The 19,339-nt window shown below is 38.2% G+C and carries 19 protein-coding genes and 1 pseudogene; 13 read left to right on the forward strand and 7 right to left on the reverse strand.

The window, feature by feature from the left end; translation table 11 throughout:
- The first annotated feature begins 1 nt into the window (after position 1).
- The 6 genes from LXF01_RS07210 to LXF01_RS07235 are packed head-to-tail and all read left to right on the forward strand — an operon-like array spanning position 2 to position 4,389.
- Complete coding sequence (locus LXF01_RS07210) at positions 2-289, forward strand: carboxypeptidase regulatory-like domain-containing protein (protein ID WP_233945290.1); 288 nt, start codon at positions 2-4, stop codon at positions 287-289.
- Positions 286-672 carry a hypothetical protein gene (locus LXF01_RS07215; protein ID WP_233945291.1) on the forward strand — a complete coding sequence of 129 codons (387 nt, stop codon included), beginning with the start codon at positions 286-288 and terminating at the stop codon, positions 670-672. The genes LXF01_RS07210 and LXF01_RS07215 overlap by 4 nt, the downstream gene beginning before the upstream one ends.
- 17 nt (positions 673-689) lie before the next feature.
- Entirely contained in the window at positions 690-2,777 is a 2,088-nt protein-coding gene (locus tag LXF01_RS07220; protein ID WP_233945292.1) for a hypothetical protein, read from the forward strand.
- Complete coding sequence (locus LXF01_RS07225; RefSeq protein WP_233945293.1) at positions 2,770-3,003, forward strand: hypothetical protein; 234 nt, start codon at positions 2,770-2,772, stop codon at positions 3,001-3,003. Before LXF01_RS07220 ends, LXF01_RS07225 begins: the two co-directional genes overlap by 8 nt.
- Before the next feature lie 58 nt (positions 3,004-3,061).
- Entirely contained in the window at positions 3,062-3,619 is a 558-nt protein-coding gene (locus tag LXF01_RS07230) for a hypothetical protein (protein ID WP_233945294.1), read from the forward strand.
- Positions 3,616-4,389, forward strand: a complete 774-nt coding sequence (locus tag LXF01_RS07235) for an N-acetylmuramoyl-L-alanine amidase (RefSeq protein ID WP_233945295.1) — start codon at positions 3,616-3,618, stop codon at positions 4,387-4,389. The genes LXF01_RS07230 and LXF01_RS07235 overlap by 4 nt, the downstream gene beginning before the upstream one ends.
- A gap of 87 nt (positions 4,390-4,476) precedes the next feature.
- Here the strand turns inward: LXF01_RS07235 and LXF01_RS07240 are convergent, their stop codons facing one another.
- From LXF01_RS07240 to LXF01_RS07260, 5 genes are all read right to left on the reverse strand, one after another.
- Positions 4,477-5,073: a hypothetical protein gene (locus LXF01_RS07240; protein ID WP_233945296.1), complete on the reverse strand. Its 597-nt coding sequence runs from the start codon at positions 5,071-5,073 to the stop codon at positions 4,477-4,479.
- A 409-nt stretch (positions 5,074-5,482) separates the two neighbouring features.
- A complete protein-coding gene (gene xseB / locus LXF01_RS07245) occupies positions 5,483-5,677 on the reverse strand; it encodes an exodeoxyribonuclease VII small subunit (RefSeq protein ID WP_078188551.1) in 195 nt (64 codons plus the stop codon).
- A complete protein-coding gene (xseA, locus tag LXF01_RS07250) occupies positions 5,667-6,947 on the reverse strand; it encodes an exodeoxyribonuclease VII large subunit (protein ID WP_233945297.1) in 1,281 nt (426 codons plus the stop codon). Before xseA ends, xseB begins: the two co-directional genes overlap by 11 nt.
- Positions 6,948-7,083: 136 nt before the next feature.
- The gene (locus LXF01_RS07255; RefSeq protein WP_233945298.1) at positions 7,084-8,379 is read right to left on the reverse strand and encodes a Y-family DNA polymerase; all 1,296 of its coding nucleotides are present in this window, start codon (positions 8,377-8,379) and stop codon (positions 7,084-7,086) included.
- A gap of 15 nt (positions 8,380-8,394) precedes the next feature.
- Entirely contained in the window at positions 8,395-9,042 is a 648-nt protein-coding gene (locus tag LXF01_RS07260; RefSeq protein WP_233945299.1) for a LexA family protein, read from the reverse strand.
- Between the two features lie 298 nt (positions 9,043-9,340).
- Between LXF01_RS07260 and LXF01_RS07265 the strand changes: the two genes are divergently transcribed.
- The 7 genes and pseudogenes from LXF01_RS07265 to LXF01_RS07295 all read left to right on the forward strand — a co-directional run.
- Entirely contained in the window at positions 9,341-9,775 is a 435-nt protein-coding gene (locus LXF01_RS07265; RefSeq protein ID WP_233945300.1) for an I78 family peptidase inhibitor, read from the forward strand.
- Positions 9,776-9,887: 112 nt separating this feature from the next.
- Positions 9,888-10,247 carry a hypothetical protein gene (locus LXF01_RS07270; protein WP_078193938.1) on the forward strand — a complete coding sequence of 120 codons (360 nt, stop codon included), beginning with the start codon at positions 9,888-9,890 and terminating at the stop codon, positions 10,245-10,247.
- Between the two features lie 296 nt (positions 10,248-10,543).
- Positions 10,544-10,813 (forward strand): hypothetical protein, encoded by a 270-nt coding sequence (locus LXF01_RS07275; protein WP_078193937.1) that lies wholly within the window; start codon positions 10,544-10,546, stop codon positions 10,811-10,813.
- A gap of 296 nt (positions 10,814-11,109) precedes the next feature.
- Positions 11,110-13,749: a bifunctional aconitate hydratase 2/2-methylisocitrate dehydratase gene (locus tag LXF01_RS07280; protein WP_233945301.1), complete on the forward strand. Its 2,640-nt coding sequence runs from the start codon at positions 11,110-11,112 to the stop codon at positions 13,747-13,749.
- Positions 13,750-13,821: 72 nt separating this feature from the next.
- Positions 13,822-14,034, forward strand: a complete 213-nt coding sequence (locus LXF01_RS07285; RefSeq protein ID WP_233945302.1) for a hypothetical protein — start codon at positions 13,822-13,824, stop codon at positions 14,032-14,034.
- 110 nt (positions 14,035-14,144) lie between these two features.
- Positions 14,145-14,378: a hypothetical protein gene (locus LXF01_RS07290; protein ID WP_233945303.1), complete on the forward strand. Its 234-nt coding sequence runs from the start codon at positions 14,145-14,147 to the stop codon at positions 14,376-14,378.
- A gap of 50 nt (positions 14,379-14,428) precedes the next feature.
- A pseudogene (locus LXF01_RS07295) lies at positions 14,429-15,309 on the forward strand (IS4-like element ISAba1 family transposase); the annotation flags it as partial.
- A gap of 288 nt (positions 15,310-15,597) precedes the next feature.
- Here LXF01_RS07295 and LXF01_RS07300 read toward each other — a convergent pair.
- Both LXF01_RS07300 and LXF01_RS07305 read right to left on the reverse strand, forming a co-directional pair.
- Complete coding sequence (locus LXF01_RS07300) at positions 15,598-17,499, reverse strand: ATP-dependent helicase (protein WP_180089531.1); 1,902 nt, start codon at positions 17,497-17,499, stop codon at positions 15,598-15,600.
- Positions 17,465-19,321 (reverse strand): ATP-dependent nuclease, encoded by a 1,857-nt coding sequence (locus LXF01_RS07305; protein ID WP_180089529.1) that lies wholly within the window; start codon positions 19,319-19,321, stop codon positions 17,465-17,467. Before LXF01_RS07305 ends, LXF01_RS07300 begins: the two co-directional genes overlap by 35 nt.
- Between the last annotated feature and the right edge of the window lie 18 nt (positions 19,322-19,339).

Genomic DNA, 19,339 nt, shown 5'->3' on the forward strand with positions numbered 1-19,339 from the left:
TATGCTTTTTGATATAAAACCAAACATAAACCCACATGCTTATGATTTTAGCGTTAATTTTGAAAAACCCTTGAGTATAAAAGGGGTGGTAACAAAGCAAAATGTCAGAATACCCTGCAAGGTTAGGCTTTACGATAAACAGTCTGGTAGTTTCATTAAGGAAGTAGCCACAGATGACCAAGGAAATTATGAATTTACCCAAATCTCAAAAATGGTCTTTTTTATCGTGGCTCATGACCCAGCCTCTCAATTCAACGCTGTCATTCAAGATAACGTGGTGCCAAAATGAGTAAAACATCGATCAATGCTCGGCTTGCCATGATTCAAGCCTTTTCGGAATTTATGGATAACGGTAGCCAAAGTGCTACCGTTATTTTTTATGAGGGTGTGCAGCCTGCAAATACAGACGTTGCGGCAGATTCTAACAATGCTTTGGTCACTTTGGTTTTTCCTGAACCCTGCATTAAAGAAACTACGCCAACTTATGTTGAATTACATCCCACTGATACAGGCTCGGTGATTAAGTCGGGCACAGCTACATGGGCACGGATTTATAATGGTGCGGGCGAGGTGGCAGCAGATCTAACTGTGGGTACTGACATTAGCTTGGCTAATACCAATTTGGTCGTGGGCGGCACACTGTTTATCCAGTCCATCAAACTTAGACCGTAACTAAAAAGGGTGCTCATGTGGATTTTAAAAATAAGCTCGGCACCGTTGATGTACACAATCTAAACTTAAACTTTAAACCGGATAACACTGATAGCCATAACATCATTCTGAATTTTGAGCACCTGGCCGATGGCTCGACTAATCTCAACTTTGGGGATGATGTATCTGCAGTTGTTGATACGGTTTTAGAGACTGATTTTAGTTTTGAAGTCACTGTAATTTATGCCGAAAGTGATTTAAATACTGCAGTCATAGACACGGTGCTGGATTCCGAGTTTAGCTTTGAAGTTGTCGCAGTCTTTAAAGACAATATTGATGTCATTGGGCAGATTGATACCGTCCTAGACACCAGTTTTAGCTTTGAAATTGTTGCTGAATTCGCTGAAAACCTATGTACGATTGATACAGTTCTTGATACAAACTTCATGCTTGAGGTCGAGGCACTATTCGATATTAACCATGTTTTGGGTGTATCAATAAATCTTAGTACACAGTTCAAAAAAGCCATCGCAAGTTTAAGCGTGGTGGAAATACCGTGGTCAAAACCAATTCTAAGAGTCTCAAATGAGGCTCTTTTTTATGAGCAGGGTTTGGTTTTATGTAATCAAGCAAATATTCAGTACGAGCAAGCAGGATCATTGAGTCGCGCGATCAGATCCATTCATGAGCAAGCAACTGGTTTAAATTCTGATGCATATATGCACTGGGAGGAAGGTGATAAGCGCTTTATTCATCAACTCTATGTACATGAAGAGTCAATTAAGCTGCGTCACAATCGCGAATCAAAATGGCAAGAAATGATTCGTCGGCGTAAGCAATTCACCTACTCACATGAAGTCGCTGAGCAATTTGAGAAGCGCTTTTCATTTGAATGGGATAAAGGCTTAGAGATTATCACCAAGTCAGAATTGCCTTGGGATAAAGCCAAATCCATACATTATCGCAAGCATCCGATCCAACCTTGGCCAAAGCCTGAATTACCTAAATATGAAGGTAGCGGTGATTTAAATTTTGTCTGCTTGTGTCATGACGTTGATTCACACAATGTCATTTTAAATTTTGGTGCGGATGATTGTATTCCAGCACTGCCCAATCGTAATTGGTGGTATATCGTGAATAATTTAAGTGCTGAACGCTTGGATAATGGTGAGTCGATTAAGGTCATTAATGGCACATACAACGGCAGCCGCAGCACTTGGTGCTGGTCATACTCAATTAACGTGGCACACACTGAAAAAGAGAAGTTACAGCCAATCAATGACCTACCAGTGATTCTGAAATTGATGATCAATGGCTTTGAACATCATGTGTTACTTGAGACTGAAACAGAAACGATTAAGTTTGCGAATAAATCTTATACCTATGATGGTCGAAGTGTTACAGCGTTGAATGCAGTAGATTACGCTGCAAAACGATCCTTTATTCAAGACAATGAGCGAACGTCTGTACAGCTCGTGCAAGCAGAAATTGATCGAGCTCAATCTGGTACCGAATTGGATTGGAAGTTGATTGATGATGTGGGGTGGATCGTACCAATTGAGAGTCTGAGCTATGCAGAACTTGCACCTTTGGATGCAATAAAGCATGTTGTTGAAGTTGGTGGTGGTTTCATCTACAGCCAAAAGTCAGGTAATACGCTTTCAATCTTGCCTCGTTATAAAAAGGGCTATTGGGATGCAATGACTGTGGACGACTACGATATTCTGATTTCACAGAGTATCGTGATTCAACAAACCATTGAACAAAACAAGGATTACATCGCCGACTTCAATGCCATTAATGTCGTGAATAGTCGAAGTGGTGACAGCCTGACTGTGAAACAGCGCAATACTGCAGGTGATATTCCTCTTGAGGCTGTGACTGGTCCAATGTTCGATGTCGTGTCGGGTGCAAGCTTTGGCAAGATGGAGTTAATTAAAGCCAATATTCAAGAATTCCACACCTTGTCTGGTTTACCGGTCTCTCAAGAAATTGGAGAAATGCTGCCGGGTAAAACCGTGGCATTCCACGGACAGTGGTGGGGAGTCATTGATTCGGTGAGCGGTTCATTTAGTCATGGCAAAGTCACAGAATCTATCAAAGTGGAGCGCATTCATCGTGAGTAATCCATTATTTGAACTTCGCAAACTACTGAACCCGACGCATGTTGAGTTAATTGGAACAATTACTTCTTCAAACCATCCTGAATATCGTGTTCAAGTGGATGGAGGATCTGGACCTGTGCTTTGCACAAGCGGGACAGCTTACAACATCGGCCAACGTGTATTCATTTCAAATCAACAAATTTTACGGCCAGCACCATTAGGTCAACACAGTCAGATTGAAGTCTGAATCATTTAAACAATGGCACCGAAAGGTGCTTTTTTATTGCCAAAAATTAGGGGGCGCAATGTCGAATGACTACACAACTGATCCACCGATAGCAACAGCAGGGCAGTTGCTTGCTATCTCAGACAAGATCAGCGACATATCAAAAAATATGGATAAGTTAGCTGAAATGCCTCAAAAACTTGACCGCATGAATATGCAGTTGGAGCAGCTTAATAAAGACCATCAGCAGACCAGAAGTGATTTGTCGCAAACACGCGACAATCTGCAAGAAGATTTAGAACGAGCAAAGTTAAACTTCAAAAGTGAGATTAAGCAGCTCAGGAATGAAGTTGAGCCAAGATTTAAGGAGGTGGACTCACAGATCAGAGTGCTACATGAAAGTAAAACCAAAATTGATAGCATTACTAATCTTGTGCGCTTTGGGGGCATTTTCTTAGCAGGTTTATTCGTCGTCGCTTGGAATACTCAAACATCCAAGACAGACACAGTAAATACTCAAACCACGACCAACGCTCAAAGCATTCAGGTTCTTGAAAAACAATCTGACCAACTCTTAAGAACGGTTGAAGAAATCCGCAACAAAATTTATGAACGAAATATGAGAGAGGAAAAATGAAATTGATTGATAACTGGAAACAAGCTTGGAAACTCAAGTCGGTACAAGTGGGCGCATTAAGCGCCTTTTTTTATGCATTGATTTTATTCTCAGAGCAATTTTTAAATATCTGGAATGTTATTCCACAGGAACTTAAAAACAAGATTCCTGAAAACATTGCGGAGTGGGTTGGTGTGTTTGTTGGTGTGGCCATGGTGCTTGCCCGCCTGAAAAAGCAACCCGAACTGCACGATGTAAATCAATTTGTGACAATTACAGCAGGGCATAGCAACTCGGATCCGGGTGCGGTAAATGGCAAATATAAAGAAGCTGAATTGGTGCGACAATTCCGAAATGCTGTAGCACATTATCTTGCAGCCGCAGGCCTGTCTTATAAAACCGATGGCGCAGGAACAATCAATCTCCCGCTTACAAATGCTATCGCATTGGCGAAAGGTGCATCGATCGCAATTGAATTTCACATGAATGCATCTACAAATAGCCAAGCAAATGGTATTGAGACAATTGCCCTCCCCAAAGATAAGATCTTGGCTCAAAAATTATCTAAAGCTGTGGCCGATGTTTTTGGCAGTCGCTTACGTGGTGATAAAGGTTGGATTGATCAATCACAGTCAGCACGCGGTAAACTTGGATTTATCAATGCTGGTGGCTTGATTGTCGAGCTAGGCTTTATTTCCAATGAAGATGAGCTTGCTCGATTTAATGCGCGTTACTGGCTGGCTGCTAAGGCTGTGGCCAAAGTGTTGATCGATTATGAAAGTCGTAATTAAGGCTTTATTGCTGTGCCTCCTCTTATCAGGCTGCACAGCTCATTCAATTACGACGAATGTGAGTGTGGGGATATGCGTGAAGGTTATCTAGGTGCGGATTGTTTTTAGCTTTTCGAAAACATTATCCAAATTAGCCAATTCAGAAATATAGCCTAGTTCACCACTATAACTCTTTATCAGTATGCTTACTTGACCTTTGAGAGCCTGCCTATCATGCTGATACAACTTAATAGCGCCAATATAATCAATCATAAATCCTTGAAAATTATCATTCACAAGGTGCATTTGATTATCTTTGATTTGCCTATTTAAGATTGCTAATTTAAATGTAATCTGCGATTGAATGGGCATGATTTGGTTAAGCAGGTTTTCCTCTTCTTCAATGTAACCCTGCATAATATTAAATAGAGTTAAAATCAAACTTGATGTTTCATAAGCTACATTTCTGATAAATATTGTTTTTTCTTGAACCCTCCAATCATTAAATAAATAAGCTGCAATAAAAGCAGCCCAAAGCGTCGCAACCCCTCCAAAATAACTACCTAAAACATTAATAGCTTCCCTAGCTGCATTAGGTGAATCAAGACATAAAAATAAAACCCAAAATAAAATATAAGTTGCTGCGAGTATAGACACCCCGCCGACAACACTTAAAACAACTGGATTAATCTTCCTCAACTCCACACCCCACTCATCACTACAAAATTACTCTGTAAATTTAAAGCCCACCCGGGCTCCTTCCTAAAAATCTCTCCATTCTTAATCGTGTGCTCTATATAAAAGTAGGTCCATGTTTTCATATCCATCTCTTGTAGTTATTTTTTCCATCCAAATTATACCTATATATAGTCATTAAAAAAATGTAGACTGATTTGTAGACTGTTGAATTATATTTGTAGACTACTAGTGGTTGTTAGTGCGAAGTGTTGCATATATACAATATATTTAAAAACAATGATATACCGTTATTTACAGCCAATTAGATTAAACGCAGAACAATGTTCTCAGAACTGGCGCTTCTAAGTGAAGCAAAATTTGAGCAAAAAAAACGCAGCTTAGGCTGCGTTTTTTTTGCAAATGATGAGCTGAGAAATCAATCTTTAAACGTATCATTCAGTGCCTGTTGTACTGCTTCAACACGGGTCTTGCAGGCTTTATAGGCTTGCATCGATTCTTCAACGATTTTCATAAGATTATCAATATCGGGTTCTTGCTGAGATTCGAGTAATTCAGCATTACGTTTTAAAACTTCATAGCCTTCTTTAAAACTTAGAGTATCAGTCGTCATGATTTTTTACCTGTATATGTTGAATGTCAGCCGTGATGATGCCGTCTTGCATTTCAATTTCAATCGGTGAATGCGTTGAAGGCTGAAGATTTTTCGTTGCGCGAATGGCGTGACCTTGCTGCCGCACGATGGCATAACCTTTGGAGAGCACATGTGCAGGGTTTTGCAACAAAGTCTCACGCATGAGTATTTCAATATTCTGTGCAGCTGTTTTAAGTTGTAACTGAGCAAAATAAGCAGTGTTATCTTGGTATTGCTGTAAGAGCCGAGTTGAGTCATTGATTTGACTTTGAGCCAAGGTCTTTATGACCTGTAGCAACTGATCATTTTGACTTTGATACAGAGCAATTTGATGTTGAGAGCGTAGTTGAAGGCTTTGTAATGCCTCTAAAACTTCCTGAGTTCGCTCAACAATATGATTACGAATCCCCCCAATCACTTTACTCGGGGTGTCGAAAGAACGATGTGCAATTTCATCTAAGATCGTACGGTCTTTTTCATGGCCGATACCGACCCAAATTGGCACGCTACGCTTAGATAGAAGTACAGCCAAATCATAATCATTCAGATAAGCAAGATCGTTAACAGCACCGCCACCACGAATAATCACGATCAAATCTGGCGCAGTTTGAAAGTCATTGGCCCATTGTCTTAAACCCAGTGCTAAAGCATCTCGGATACTTTGTGCTGCGGTATTTCCTTGAAAGGTTGCAGCATGATAGACAAATTCACACACGCCAGCATGTTGTAGTGCATCTGCATCTTTTTTAAAGTCACCTAAGCCAGCCGCATTTTCAGGCGCAATAACCAAGACATGCTGAATATCAAATGGCGCAGGCAAGTTTCGATTTTTATGAATCAGACCTTCGCTGGTGAGTTTTTCTAAAATTTGTTGATAGCGTCGAGCCAGATCACCCAAAGTAAAACTCGAATCAATTTCTTCGATATTGACTGAAAAGCCGTACTGCGGGTCAAATTTGGCACGCACTTTAACCAAGACATTTAAGTCACGACTGAGCTCAATGCCGCTTTCACGTTCAAATTTTCCGACAACTTTATTTGCAGTAAATTTCCAAATTGTGGCCTTACAACTGGCAATGACTCTATCACTTTCTTGTTCTTTTTCAGCTAATTCTAGATAGTAATGTCCACCTTTGATGTTTAAATTTCGAATCTCGGCTTTGACCCACACGGCATCATCAAAAGCCAATTGAATGACTTCTTTGACCGCAGATAGGTATTCGCTCAGCGTTAATTGAACATCAGACATAATTTAAAATAGGAGAATATACAAATGAATATTCATTTAAATACTAAATAAATATTCAGCAATTGCAAATGATCATTTCGGTTAACACAGCAGACATTAACAGCGCCACTACAGCGTAGCGTTTCAATCAAACGTTTTATTTCACACGGAGCAGTTCGTTCCAATTACTCAGATAAGCGGGGGAACACAGATTTTTCTTCATCCGCCATGTTGCAGCATCGTCCTGCGCTAAGCCGATCGAGACAAAATGATGCCCAAATTTTTTTTGAATATCGTCGATGGTGTCGGACAGTTTCAAACGGCTTTGTCTTAACGCCATATCGCAAAACAAATCTGGGGTAAAATTTTGTTTTGGAATGATTTCTAATAACACTACACCGGCTTTTTTATATTTAAATCCCGCTCTAAAGATTTTTTCGGCGGCACGCGTTGCTGCTTGGGTGATACTAATTAAGTCATCGGTATGCTCATTCAGTGTAATGGCCAGATAAGGTGCGTATTTTTCAGCAGAATTAAAGCGACTCGTTTGAATAAAAACTCCCACCATACGACATAGAGAATGATCTGCTCTTAAACGTGTGACGGCTCGCGCGATATATACACGAATAGAGGCCTTAATATCTTCCAGTTCGTAGACTGGCTGACCATAGGAACGACTACTGATAATTTGCTGTTTGCTCGGTGCTTCTTCTTCAATAGACAGACAAGATAGACCTTGCAGTTCCAAGACGGTTTTTTCCATCACCACACTAAATTTTTTTCGAATATCTTTAGGCTGTGCATTGATCAGATCTAAAACATAATGAATGCCAAGCTGATTCAGGGCTTTTGTATGATTGCGACCGACGCCCCAAACTTCATTGACTGGTGTCTGCGCAAGGAGTTGTTCTGAGGAACAAGGGTCCATTTCAACTAAATTGCACACACCGTTCAAATAAGCATTTTTTTTGGCAAAATGGTTGGCCATTTTGGCTTCCGTTTTAGAGCGACCAATCCCGACACAGCAGGTTAAACCTAGCCATTTTAGGATCGTATCTCGTATTTCTTTGGCATATAGGCTCAAATCAAACAGTTCTTGATAGGCAGTGAAATCTAAAAAACACTCATCGATCGAGTAAACTTCACGGTCTTCGGGGCCGACATACATGCCTAAAATATTCATAAATCGATTAGACATTTCGGTGTAGAGAGCATAGTTACTCGACAACACCTGAACATGATGCTGTTGGATTAAATCCTGAATTTGATAGACCGGTACAGCCATTTTAATCCCGAGGTCTTTGGCTTCCTGACTTCGAGATACAACACAGCCATCGTTATTGGACAGCACGACGACAGGGACATTATTGAGCTTTGGGTTAAAGACACGCTCACAACTGACGTAGCAGTTGTTAAGGTCAACTAACGCAAATATTTTATTTGCAGCTTTCATGGTGAATTCTTGTGTTTAGGTGTGTGATGAGCGCTTATAAAATTGCTTTAAATTAAAGGTCACGACACCCTGAACAACGATAGATTCGCTATCTGAAGGGATAATATGCGCATAGGCTGGATTTTCTGCTTTTAGCCAAATTTTGGGTAAGACTTTATTGGGGTCACCAAAAATGTCGGCAATTTCTTCTTTTGACATTTTTGCGGTGATCATCAATCGCTTTAAGGTGATTTCACGATTATCAATCAGTGCAACCACGATATCGCCATGTTTGGCTTTTAAGCTACGATCGACTAAAAAAGTATCATTAATTTCAAAGCCGGCGTTGAGTAAAGACTCGCTATCGACATGCGCAATAAATGTAGCGAGCGGGTTAATTACCAAATAATCATTTAGGTCTAAGGCTTTTTCAAAAACATCTTTATTGGCGAAAGCTGGGCCAGCAGGAATACGTTCCAAGGCAACGGGAAGTTCAATACAGGTATTTTTCTGAACAGGCTGAACATTGAGCGAAGAATCCAAAAATGGATCCATAGATAGTTCTTGAGATTGCCTTTCAAGCAGGGCATTGATGGTGGGACTGGGTTTGCCATCTGCGCCCATGAGCTGTTGCAAAGACGACCAAGCTTCGTCCGAAAAATAAATCGGCAGTTTTTTTGACATATTTTGCTCCTACGCAACGTGGCGTGTTTGAAGAAAAGTACTTTTTTAGCATACGCGTTGAGCAGGTCATTTTTCAAATTTATAAAACCTTTAAAATCAAAGCTGCGACAAGTTTAGTCGTTTTAAATATTGCAAAAATCATCATCAGTTCAAAGAAAATGACGTTCTGTATTTTGAACATAGGGCACATTGCTGCCGAATTACAGAACGTGGAATGACAGCTAAAAATTGCAATAAATAACTCGTTTATTTGGCACAAACTTGATAAGTTAAATTTTTATATTCAGAAATAGACTTGATGAAAAATATATGGATTTTAGCTGCACTGACAGCATTTATGGCGGGTTGTAGCACAACACAGCAAACTGAAACGACACCAAAAAAAATTGGTATGGCAAATCCAGCCAGCCAGTATTGTGTAGAACAAAAAGGTAAACTTGAAATTCGTGATGAAGCAAATGCTCAGGTCGGGTATTGTCATCTGCCAAACGGACAAGTGGTTGAAGAGTGGGCATTATTCCGTAGTAGCCAAACTGAATGTGTCGCGGATAAAGCCAAGACGCTGATTGGCCAAGCAAAATTGACTGAAGATCAGATCAAGGCGATTAGCCAAGCTCAAATTGTCCGTTTAGTAAAACCTGGGCAGCCAGTAACAATGGATTATCGTGTAGAGCGCGTCACCGTCACTGTAAATCCAATCAATCAAAAGATTATTCAAGCAACTTGTGGTTAATTTAAACGCATAAAAAAGGCCCGAAAGGGCTTTTTTTGTTTGTTCGGTTGCGACTAATTTAAATGACAAATCCATTACGATCTTTTATATTGCCCCTCGTAAGGAGAAGTTCATGAAAAAGTTATTTGCTTTATCCGTTATGGTGGCTTTGGTCGGCTGTGCTGAAAAAAAACCATTAACCCCTGAAGAGCAGTGGCAGGGTTACTGCCGCAGTGTAGGTAATGCTGCACGTACGATTATGTTAGATCGTCAAAATGCAATTGAAAAAGACAAAGCAGTTGAGCATGCCAACAAAATTGAGGATGAAACCACCAAAGGATTTATCCTGAACATCATTGATGAAGTTTATGCCTTGCCGCAAGCTGAGATTAATACTGATGTTGAAAAAGCACGTGAAAAAATTCGTGCTGAGTTTACTGAAAAATGTATCGCAACACCGCATACCGAAATGCCAGATTATAAACCGTTCTAAGGAACGGTTTTTTATGCGAGAAAGCGCGTAAAGCAAAACCTAAAGGCTCTATTCAGCAGTGAGTAGTTACAACGGGGCAACTATCCGTTGTTTAGCCATATGATGGAGTTCATGCTTATTTTGCGAATGCATATTTATCTTCGGGTTACTTTGAATATGAGATGCTTAAAGATTTTTAAATAGCCTAAGCAGAGAGAAACACAAATTGTGACAACTTGCTAAATCATAAATATAGAAAAGCAAATCTTTTTAATGAATAATGAAATGGAGAATAAAAAACAGTAGAGGAGCAGAATATGGACGTTATAGGTTATATGCATCACTCAGATCTACTCCTAGAAGATGAACAAGGCGTAGCAATTATCGGTGGTGGGAACTACGTGCTCAGCATTGGAGATAAAGTCACATTACGCCAAAAAATAGATGAATTTTCTCAGCGTTATTTGGTCGATATCAGCTTTGCAAGTAATCAACATCAAACCACATGTCAGGACGAATGGTGCCTCAGATTTACAGGCGATCGAGCAGAACTTCAGCAATATATCACTGCAACCACTGTACACTAAGGTGGAATATCCAATACTGATAAAAACAGGCAACATTTAGTTGCCTTTTTTTGATGGTTAATTTTAGTCAAAAGTTAATATGCGCAAGAAAAGCGTGTTCTAAGTATTGATTTTGCTTAATGTATAAACGATATGAGGATCATTTATTTATAAAATAACGGGCATCACGAAGAAACACTTGTAGTGCATTAACTTTTAACTGGAATTTTAGTAAAATTTAGCAGTCCATATTATTTGCGTAGCTTTATTTAAAGCAGGAATGCGTAAATAATTTTTTAAAAAAGAGGAATAACACCGTGCTAGAAGCTTACCGCCAACACGTTGAAGAACGTGCCGCACTCGGAGTCCCACCGAAGCCACTTGACGATGCTCAAACAGCTGCATTAGTTGAATTATTAAAAAACCCACCAGCTGGCGAAGAAGCATTTTTAGTTGATTTACTAGAAAACCGTGTTCCAGCGGGTGTTGACCAAGCTGCATACGTTAAAGCTGCTTTCTTAGCTGCTTTGGCAAAAGGTGAAGCGACTTCTCCACTAGTAACTAAAGAACGTGCGGTTTACCTACTAGGTACTATGCTTGGTGGTTATAACGTTGCTCCTTTAGTTGCACTTCTTGATGATGCAGAGCTTGGTGAATTAGCTGCTGACGCACTTAAGAAAACTCTTCTTGTATTTGATGCCTTCCACGACGTTGCTGATAAAGCAAAAGCGGGCAATGCGAATGCACAAGCAGTTATGCAATCTTGGGCAGATGCTGAATGGTTCACTAGCCGTAAAGACGTTCCTGAAGAAATCAAACTTACAGTTTTCAAAGTAACTGGCGAAACGAACACAGACGACTTGTCACCTGCACAAGACGCGTGGAGCCGTCCAGACATTCCGTTACATGCTAATGCAATGCTTAAAAACGTACGTGACGGTATCAATCCAGAAGTTCCTGGCGAAGTTGGTCCACTTAGCCAAATCAAAGAGCTTATCGCGAAAGGCAACCAAGTTGCTTACGTAGGTGACGTTGTTGGTACTGGTTCTTCTCGTAAGTCAGCAACTAACTCTGTACTTTGGTTCTTTGGTGACGAAATTGCTCACATTCCGAACAAAAAAGATGGTGGTTATTGCTTAGGTTCTAAAATCGCTCCGATTTTCTTCAACACTATGGAAGATGCTGGTGCATTGCCAGTAGAAATCGATGTTCAAAACATGAACATGGGCGATGAAATCACGCTTAAAATCGACCACGCTGCTGCTAAAGTAACTGCGTTCAAAGACGGCGTTCAAATCGCTGAATCTGAACTTAAAACTCCAGTTCTTTTAGATGAAGTACGTGCTGGTGGCCGTATCAACCTTATCGTTGGTCGTGGTTTAACAACTAAAGCTCGTGAAGCTCTTGGTCTTGCACCTTCAACTTTATTCCGTACTCCAGTTCAACCTGCAGCTACTGGTAAAGGCTTCACTCAAGCTCAAAAAATGGTTGGTCGCGCTTGTGGTCTTCCTGAAGGTCAAGGTGTACTTCCAGGTACTTACTGTGAACCTAAGATGACTACTGTTGGTTCTCAAGATACAACAGGTCCAATGACTCGTGACGAACTTAAAGATCTTGCTTGCCTAGGCTTCTCTGCTGACCTAGTTATGCAATCTTTCTGTCATACAGCTGCGTATCCAAAACCAGTTGACGTTCAAATGCAGCACACGCTTCCTGATTTCATCATGAACCGTGGCGGTGTTTCTCTACGTCCAGGCGATGGTATTATCCACTCTTGGTTAAACCGTATGCTTCTTCCAGATACAGTTGGTACTGGTGGTGACTCGCATACTCGTTTCCCAATCGGTATTTCATTCCCAGCGGGTTCTGGTCTTGTAGCGTTTGCTGCTGCAACTGGCGTTATGCCACTAGACATGCCTGAGTCTGTTCTTGTTAAGTTCAAAGGTAAAATGCAACCTGGTATCACTCTACGTGACCTAGTACATGCGATTCCTTACGTTGCGATCCAACAAGGTGACTTAACTGTAGAGAAAAAAGGTAAGAAAAACATCTTCTCTGGCCGTATCCTTGAGATCGACCTTACAGAAATGGAAACTGACCTTACTGTTGAGCAAGCGTTCGAACTTTCTGACGCATCTGCTGAACGTTCAGCTGCTGGTTGTTCTATCACGCTTTCTGAAGAGAAAGTTGCTGAATACCTTCGTTCAAACATCACTATGCTTAAGTGGATGATTTCTGAAGGTTATGGCGATGCGCGTACTATGGCTCGTCGTGTTGAGAACATGGAAAAATGGTTGGCTAACCCAAGCCTAATCAAAGCAGATCCAGATGCTGAATACACTAAAGTGTATGAAATTGACCTTTCTACAATTACTGAACCAGTTCTTTGCTGCCCGAACGACCCAGATGACGCTAAATTGCTTTCTGACGTTGCTGGTACAAAAATTGACGAAGTATTTGTTGGTTCATGTATGACTAACATTGGTCACTTCCGTGCGGCTGGTAAACTTTTAGACAAAGTTCCTGGTGGTTCTTTATCTACTCGTCTATGGTTGGCTCCTCCAACTCGTATGGACGAACGTCAATTGATGGAAGAAGGTTTCTATAACATCTATGGTAAAGCTGGCGCTCGTACAGAAATGCCAGGTTGTTCATTATGTATGGGTAACCAAGCACGTGTAGCTCCGAACACTACTTGTGTATCGACTTCTACTCGTAACTTCCCGAACCGTCTAGGTCAAGGTGCGAACGTTTACTTAGCTTCTGCTGAGCTTGCTTCTGTTGCTGCTGTACTTGGTAAATTACCAACTCCAGCTGAGTACCAAGAATACGCAGCTCAAATTGATAGCATGTCTGCAGACATCTACCAATACTTAAGCTTCGACAAAATGAGCGACTATACTGACGCTTCTAAAGATGTTGATACTAAGAAAATTGCTGCTGCTCAATTGTCTTAATTGATTGATAATTAAGCAATTGGTGGTATAAGATAAGGGCTGAGTAATCAGCCCTTATTTTTTGAGAATTTTATGATAGATGATTTAAATAAAATTAAAGAGATAATTAATAATTTAGAACAAATAATAAGTAAATTAAAAATTAAACTTCCTGATATTGAAGTTGATGAAAAAGTTTTAAAGTTTTATAAAGTAATAATGTCAGAAATTAATCTATTGTCTGAAATTCATGAAGATATTGTATATAGAGCAAAAAATCTTATACGTATACTAATTATGATTTAAATAAAAATCCATTTAATGGACAAGGTGCGGAGTATATAGCGAAAAATAATCAAAAAATTATTGTTGAATTATCAAATATAGAAAAATCTATTGCAAAATTTATAGAGAAAGTGGATGAAGGAGTTTATGAGAGTAAGCTTGAAGATTCAATGTTGAATATATTTGCAATAAAAGAAATGCTTAAGGATACATATGGTAAATTTGGTTTAATTGATTTTACGCTCTGTAGTAATTTTCAAAGTGATCTTGATTTTAACGAAAAGAAAATTCGTGAACTTTCTAAATCTTACAAAAATTTAGATAATGAATTTAAAGAACTTAATCTCTGTACACGACAAAAATAGATAACTCATTGAAATAATGTCACAATAATTGTTTTCTAACGACGAATACTATGACACATCTCAATGAGTTATATCTTATCTTAAACAAATCTCTAAAATGGAACAAGTCACATTTAAAGTGCTTTGCGCTCATCATGCTTGTGATTATTTTAAAGCAAACATGTAATCTTTCTTCTGCATCTAAAGCCTTGCCCATCAAGTGTTTACCACAATCATTTTATCGACGTATGCAGCGCTTCTTTGCAGGTCAGTATTTTGATTATCGTCAAATTTCTCAGTTGATTTTCAATATGTTTTCATTCGACCAAGTGCAACTGACTTTAGATAGAACCAATTGGAAATGGGGAAAACGAAATATTAATATCCTGATGCTCGCAATCGTTTATCGTGGAATAGCGATACCTATCCTTTGGACATTGCTTAATAAACGTGGAAATTCAGATACGAAAGAGCGTATTGCTTTGATTCAACGCTTTATAGCCATTTTTGGTAAAGACCGTATTGTGAATGTGTTCGCAGACAGAGAGTTTATCGGTGAGCAGTGGTTTACATGGTTAATTGAACAAGACATCAACTTCTGCATTCGTGTTAAAAAAACTTCATTGTCACCAATCATTTAGGAAAGAATCATAAAATTAGTGATTTATTTCGCCATCTTAAAGTTGGTCAAATTGAATGTCGTAAACGACGGATTTTGGTTGGTCGGGTGAAACTATATATAAGTGCACTACAGTTAGAAAATGGAGAGCTTTTACTCGTCGTTTCTCCTCAGTTTAATGCCAATGCTATTCAGGATTATGCATTACGCTGGGAAATTGAAACCTTATTCAGTTGTCTCAAAGGACGCGGGTTTAATCTTGAAAATACGCGCTTGACAGACCCTAGACGAGTGAAAAAATTGATTGCGGTGTTAGCTATAAGCTTCTGTTGGTTGAATATATCAGTAATAATGATCCACTAATTACACTTAAAAGTAGTCCACTTAATTCACGCAAAAACCGGCAAGATCATGACCTTAAAATTCATTAACAATCATTTTAAGATCTAATGCGTATTCTTATCCAACTGGACAACGGTTCTACGTTTATAATTCCACCCCATATTATAATAATAAATATTTCAGTATAATTTTAATAAGTATTACAAAAGGTCTACCTGCTTTTTTATCTTCCAAATAGACCAATAGTATTTATAGTTCAATGAAACTTAAGAAATTTACTTACTTATCTGTTTCCATTTCAATCATAAACCTAGATTTTCGCTGATTTTTTATGTCTCCCCATGGCATTCTTCTTTGTTTAGGATACGAGACATACAACCACCGTTTAGCTCTTGTTATAGCGACAAATGCACTATTACGTTCTTCCTCAAGTTCTTTTTGTGAAAGTGCACGATAATCAGGGAATACTCCTTCACACATCCCCATTAAGAAAACAATATCTTTCTCTAAACCCTTCATTGTATGAACTGTACTAAGAGTTAAACCTTTTTCAGAATTACTTTCAGAAAGCTGTCCTAACACTAGTGCATTCCTAAAAGCTGTCAAAGAGTCTCCAATGCCTTTTCTTTTAAATCTTGTCCATGTGTGATCAAATTCATCTAACTCTTCAAGACTTCGTTTAATATCCTCATATTCTGCATCTAAAATATTTAATTTATCTTCACGATAAATAGTGAATTTATCACGAAAATCTTTGATTAATTTAGGTATTTTAGGGTTGTTAATTTCCAAATTATAAACAGCTATTAATAATTCTGAGAGCAGTTGATGATTAGAATCACTTGAAATATTCATTTTTTCTGCTAAGTCTAATAACAAATCATTATTCCAATTTACCGGTTCATCTAATTGGAGCAGTTGACATAATTTTTTACCGTTCACCCAATCCTTTGGATTCAGCTTAATTCGAATAGAGAAATCTAAGGTTTTAGCAAATTTAGTTGAAGGCTCAAGCAGCCTTTCTCCTTTCTTAAGAGAATAGACAATATTGTTATCTTTAAGACCACTCTCTAAACTATGAAACACGAAACGATTTCTCGCTATAACCACCATCTTTTCGAGTGTGATTTCACCTTCAATTTCATCATGTACTCTCATTTGAAGTAAATTTTGAATCTGAGCTACTATCCCTTTAGCTTCATCTATTTCATTCTCATACTCATTGAAATGTACTTGCCCCTCTAGAGCATACTCACTTACAACCTGAGAATCAGATTTTAGCTTATTCACAACTTTAATAACTTCTCTAGTACTTCTATAGTTCTCTTTTAAATCATATTTATTTGGTAAAAAATCCCTAACAAATTCTTCACATAAATATCTATTAGATGATCCATTAAAACCATAAATCATCTGATTAGGATCACCAACCATAAAGACACTTTTTAATGTATCACCACAAAAAGCCTTGATAAATTCATACTGTATTTTGTTAAGATCTTGAGCCTCATCAACACAAATATGTTTATATTTAGCTCTATAAATTTTGGCTATCCAATCATGTGTTATCAATATTCTGTGTGAGTAAACTAAAATATCATCATAATCAATTCCTCCACTACGGATCATGGAATCTTGATAATCTTGATATATCTTCCATACATTTTTATTTGGATACTTTTCAAAAATATCAAACTCTGTAAGTAGCTCTCTTTTAATCTGAGCAAATACATCTAAATACTTCTGTAACTTCTTCTCCCTATCTTTTAACTCTCTCGAATCATCCACATTAAGATATTCATCAACATTTATGCCATCTTCACGTAAAGATTGCATAAAAATTTCCATTTTATCCTGATCTCTTTCATAAACATGAAGATTGGTAGGTAATCCCACAGTATGACCATATTTTTCAAGAATCCTTTGTCCCATTGAATGAATAGTCGTAATCCATGTTCTTTCTTGAATATTTTCCTCTAAAGATAATCGCATCAACATTTCATCAGCAGCTTTATTAGTAAATGTTAGCGCTATCACTCCATTCTTTTTTGTATTCGCTAAGATATATTTTATACGCTCAGTTAAGACCCTAGTCTTTCCTGCACCAGCAGATGCTAAGACCTGAATTGGTACATCCAGAGGAGACTCAACAACCTGAAGTTGTGTTTGTGAGAGATTCATATCCAATTCCAGTAGTTATTTGTTGAAAAAGATCTTTTAGTTTTTGTGGCAATTCATCAGCAGTTAAAGACACTAAACTTTCAGCAATAGCCTTTGCATACTGAGGTTTACTTGAATCTAAAATTTCAAGAATCGCTCTCTTTCTACCTTCATCTCCGCTAAAATCTCTAAGTGGCGATTCAAATATAGGTTGATTACATGATGTACATGGTGGTCTCGCCGATCTTGTAGGTTTTAATGGAGTACCATTTTTACGCTCTATCCAGTCTTCTATAAATTCTTCACCCTTTAGCGATTTAATAGAGCTCACTATCAATTCAATATAATTCTGTTCTAATAAATATCCTTCAAAATCTGTATCCTCTAAAATAGTTATATTATTACAACTTGCTAAGTCAACTTCTCCAAAGACTTTTTCATAGTTAGTCTTTAGCTCTCGTACAGTTTTAGATTCCCCATCAGAAAATATAAATACTGGTATATCAAAATCTTTAGCTAGTATAAGAAAAGGAAGATATTTAGCCCCTGAGCCGTTTACTCCAACAAAATTTACACCTAGCTCAAAAGGCGTCTTTCCAGAGTAAGCCTCAAATAACAATGGTAAAACTTGATCTTCTGTCTCTCCTTCAGAAAGAACTATGGCCCTTGAAAATAGCAATTCTCCTCTCGAATGAATCACTTCACGTTTTATTTTTCTTAAATCATCGTCTTCAAAATTTCCTCTTAACTCAAATACCTTTACTGAATCCTCAATAATCTTCAAGTATCTAATCTCATTAACATCTGCTAACCCAGCAATATAAGGTGAGTGCGAACTAATTATGACTTGGCCAGGGGAGTTAATTAATTGTTTATACAACGTCCTTTGAGCATTTGGATGTAAATGTGCTTCAGGTTCTTCTGCTGCCATGATTGGAAACAATGGCTCCATTTCCTCTGTATGTTTATGCACTAATAACTCAGAAAAGGCTTTAACAGAAAGCATAGATGCCCAACTTCTTGTCCCCATCCCATGGTATTCCATAGAAAATGAACTATCGACTGAGCTACCATAATGCACACTAAACCTTTTTGAAAAATCTCGTATCTTTTTCGGAAATGGTGTTAATTCAGTTGATCCTTGGCTGTTTAAAGATTGGTTTAATGCATCTAAATGGCCTTTTAGTTTTTTTAATGCATCACTTTTTTCGATGGCTGTGTGATTTACCGTAGCAACCATTTGTTCTAGTGATGCAACATCTTCTAGATTGTATTCTATACCAGAAAGAATACGACCAATAAAAGACGATTTCTCTTTTAATTCGCTGTGAATATCACGTTGAGCATCAATCGAAATAAACGGAATACAATCTAATTTTTTCTTTAATTTATTATTAATACTTACGTTTGTAATCTGCCAATTATCGAAGCTTGGCCAATTATCTAGATGATACCTTTCAAGAGTATATCCACCTTTAATCAAGTCAGGTTTGACAATAGTTCGAATAACTACAAATTGCTGCCCATCTGCTTGTGACTGTATCTTATCCTCAAAAGCTTGTTGCCAAGCTTCAGAAAAGCTCTCTTTTTGTTCATCTTCAAATGCGATAAACCTCACATCAATAATGATTTTCTTTTGATCAGATGTATTTTGATTTATATGAAAGTCTTCATCCGACAAAAAACGAGAATAATCTCCTAATGCTAACTGTAGTGCTTTAATGACCGAAGTTTTACCAGCATTATTTTGCCCTAAGAGTACCGTGACTTTAGACAAAGTCATTTCAAGATTCGAAATACCGCGAAAACCACAAACTCTGACCTTATCTAATAATATACCCAAAATTTTTCCCCAAAAAAA

The sequence above is a fragment of the Acinetobacter sp. SH20PTE14 genome, assembly GCF_021391555.1.
GTDB lineage: Bacteria > Pseudomonadota > Gammaproteobacteria > Pseudomonadales > Moraxellaceae > Acinetobacter > Acinetobacter amyesii.

What these genes read in the sequence shown, in the direction of transcription:
- LXF01_RS07210 (WP_233945290.1), top strand. Translation starts at nt 2, where the DNA reads ATGCTTTTTGATATAAAACCAAACATAAACCCACATGCTTATGATTTT.
- LXF01_RS07215 (WP_233945291.1), top strand. Translation starts at nt 286, where the DNA reads ATGAGTAAAACATCGATCAATGCTCGGCTTGCCATGATTCAAGCCTTT.
- LXF01_RS07230 (WP_233945294.1), top strand. Translation starts at nt 3,062, where the DNA reads ATGTCGAATGACTACACAACTGATCCACCGATAGCAACAGCAGGGCAG.
- LXF01_RS07235 (WP_233945295.1), top strand. Translation starts at nt 3,616, where the DNA reads ATGAAATTGATTGATAACTGGAAACAAGCTTGGAAACTCAAGTCGGTA.
- xseB (WP_078188551.1), bottom strand. Translation starts at nt 5,677, where the DNA reads ATGACGACTGATACTCTAAGTTTTAAAGAAGGCTATGAAGTTTTAAAA.
- xseA (WP_233945297.1), bottom strand. Translation starts at nt 6,947, where the DNA reads ATGTCTGATGTTCAATTAACGCTGAGCGAATACCTATCTGCGGTCAAA.
- LXF01_RS07255 (WP_233945298.1), bottom strand. Translation starts at nt 8,379, where the DNA reads ATGAAAGCTGCAAATAAAATATTTGCGTTAGTTGACCTTAACAACTGC.
- LXF01_RS07260 (WP_233945299.1), bottom strand. Translation starts at nt 9,042, where the DNA reads ATGTCAAAAAAACTGCCGATTTATTTTTCGGACGAAGCTTGGTCGTCT.
- LXF01_RS07265 (WP_233945300.1), top strand. Translation starts at nt 9,341, where the DNA reads ATGAAAAATATATGGATTTTAGCTGCACTGACAGCATTTATGGCGGGT.
- LXF01_RS07270 (WP_078193938.1), top strand. Translation starts at nt 9,888, where the DNA reads ATGAAAAAGTTATTTGCTTTATCCGTTATGGTGGCTTTGGTCGGCTGT.
- LXF01_RS07275 (WP_078193937.1), top strand. Translation starts at nt 10,544, where the DNA reads ATGGACGTTATAGGTTATATGCATCACTCAGATCTACTCCTAGAAGAT.
- LXF01_RS07285 (WP_233945302.1), top strand. Translation starts at nt 13,822, where the DNA reads ATGATAGATGATTTAAATAAAATTAAAGAGATAATTAATAATTTAGAA.
- LXF01_RS07300 (WP_180089531.1), bottom strand. Translation starts at nt 17,499, where the DNA reads ATGAATCTCTCACAAACACAACTTCAGGTTGTTGAGTCTCCTCTGGAT.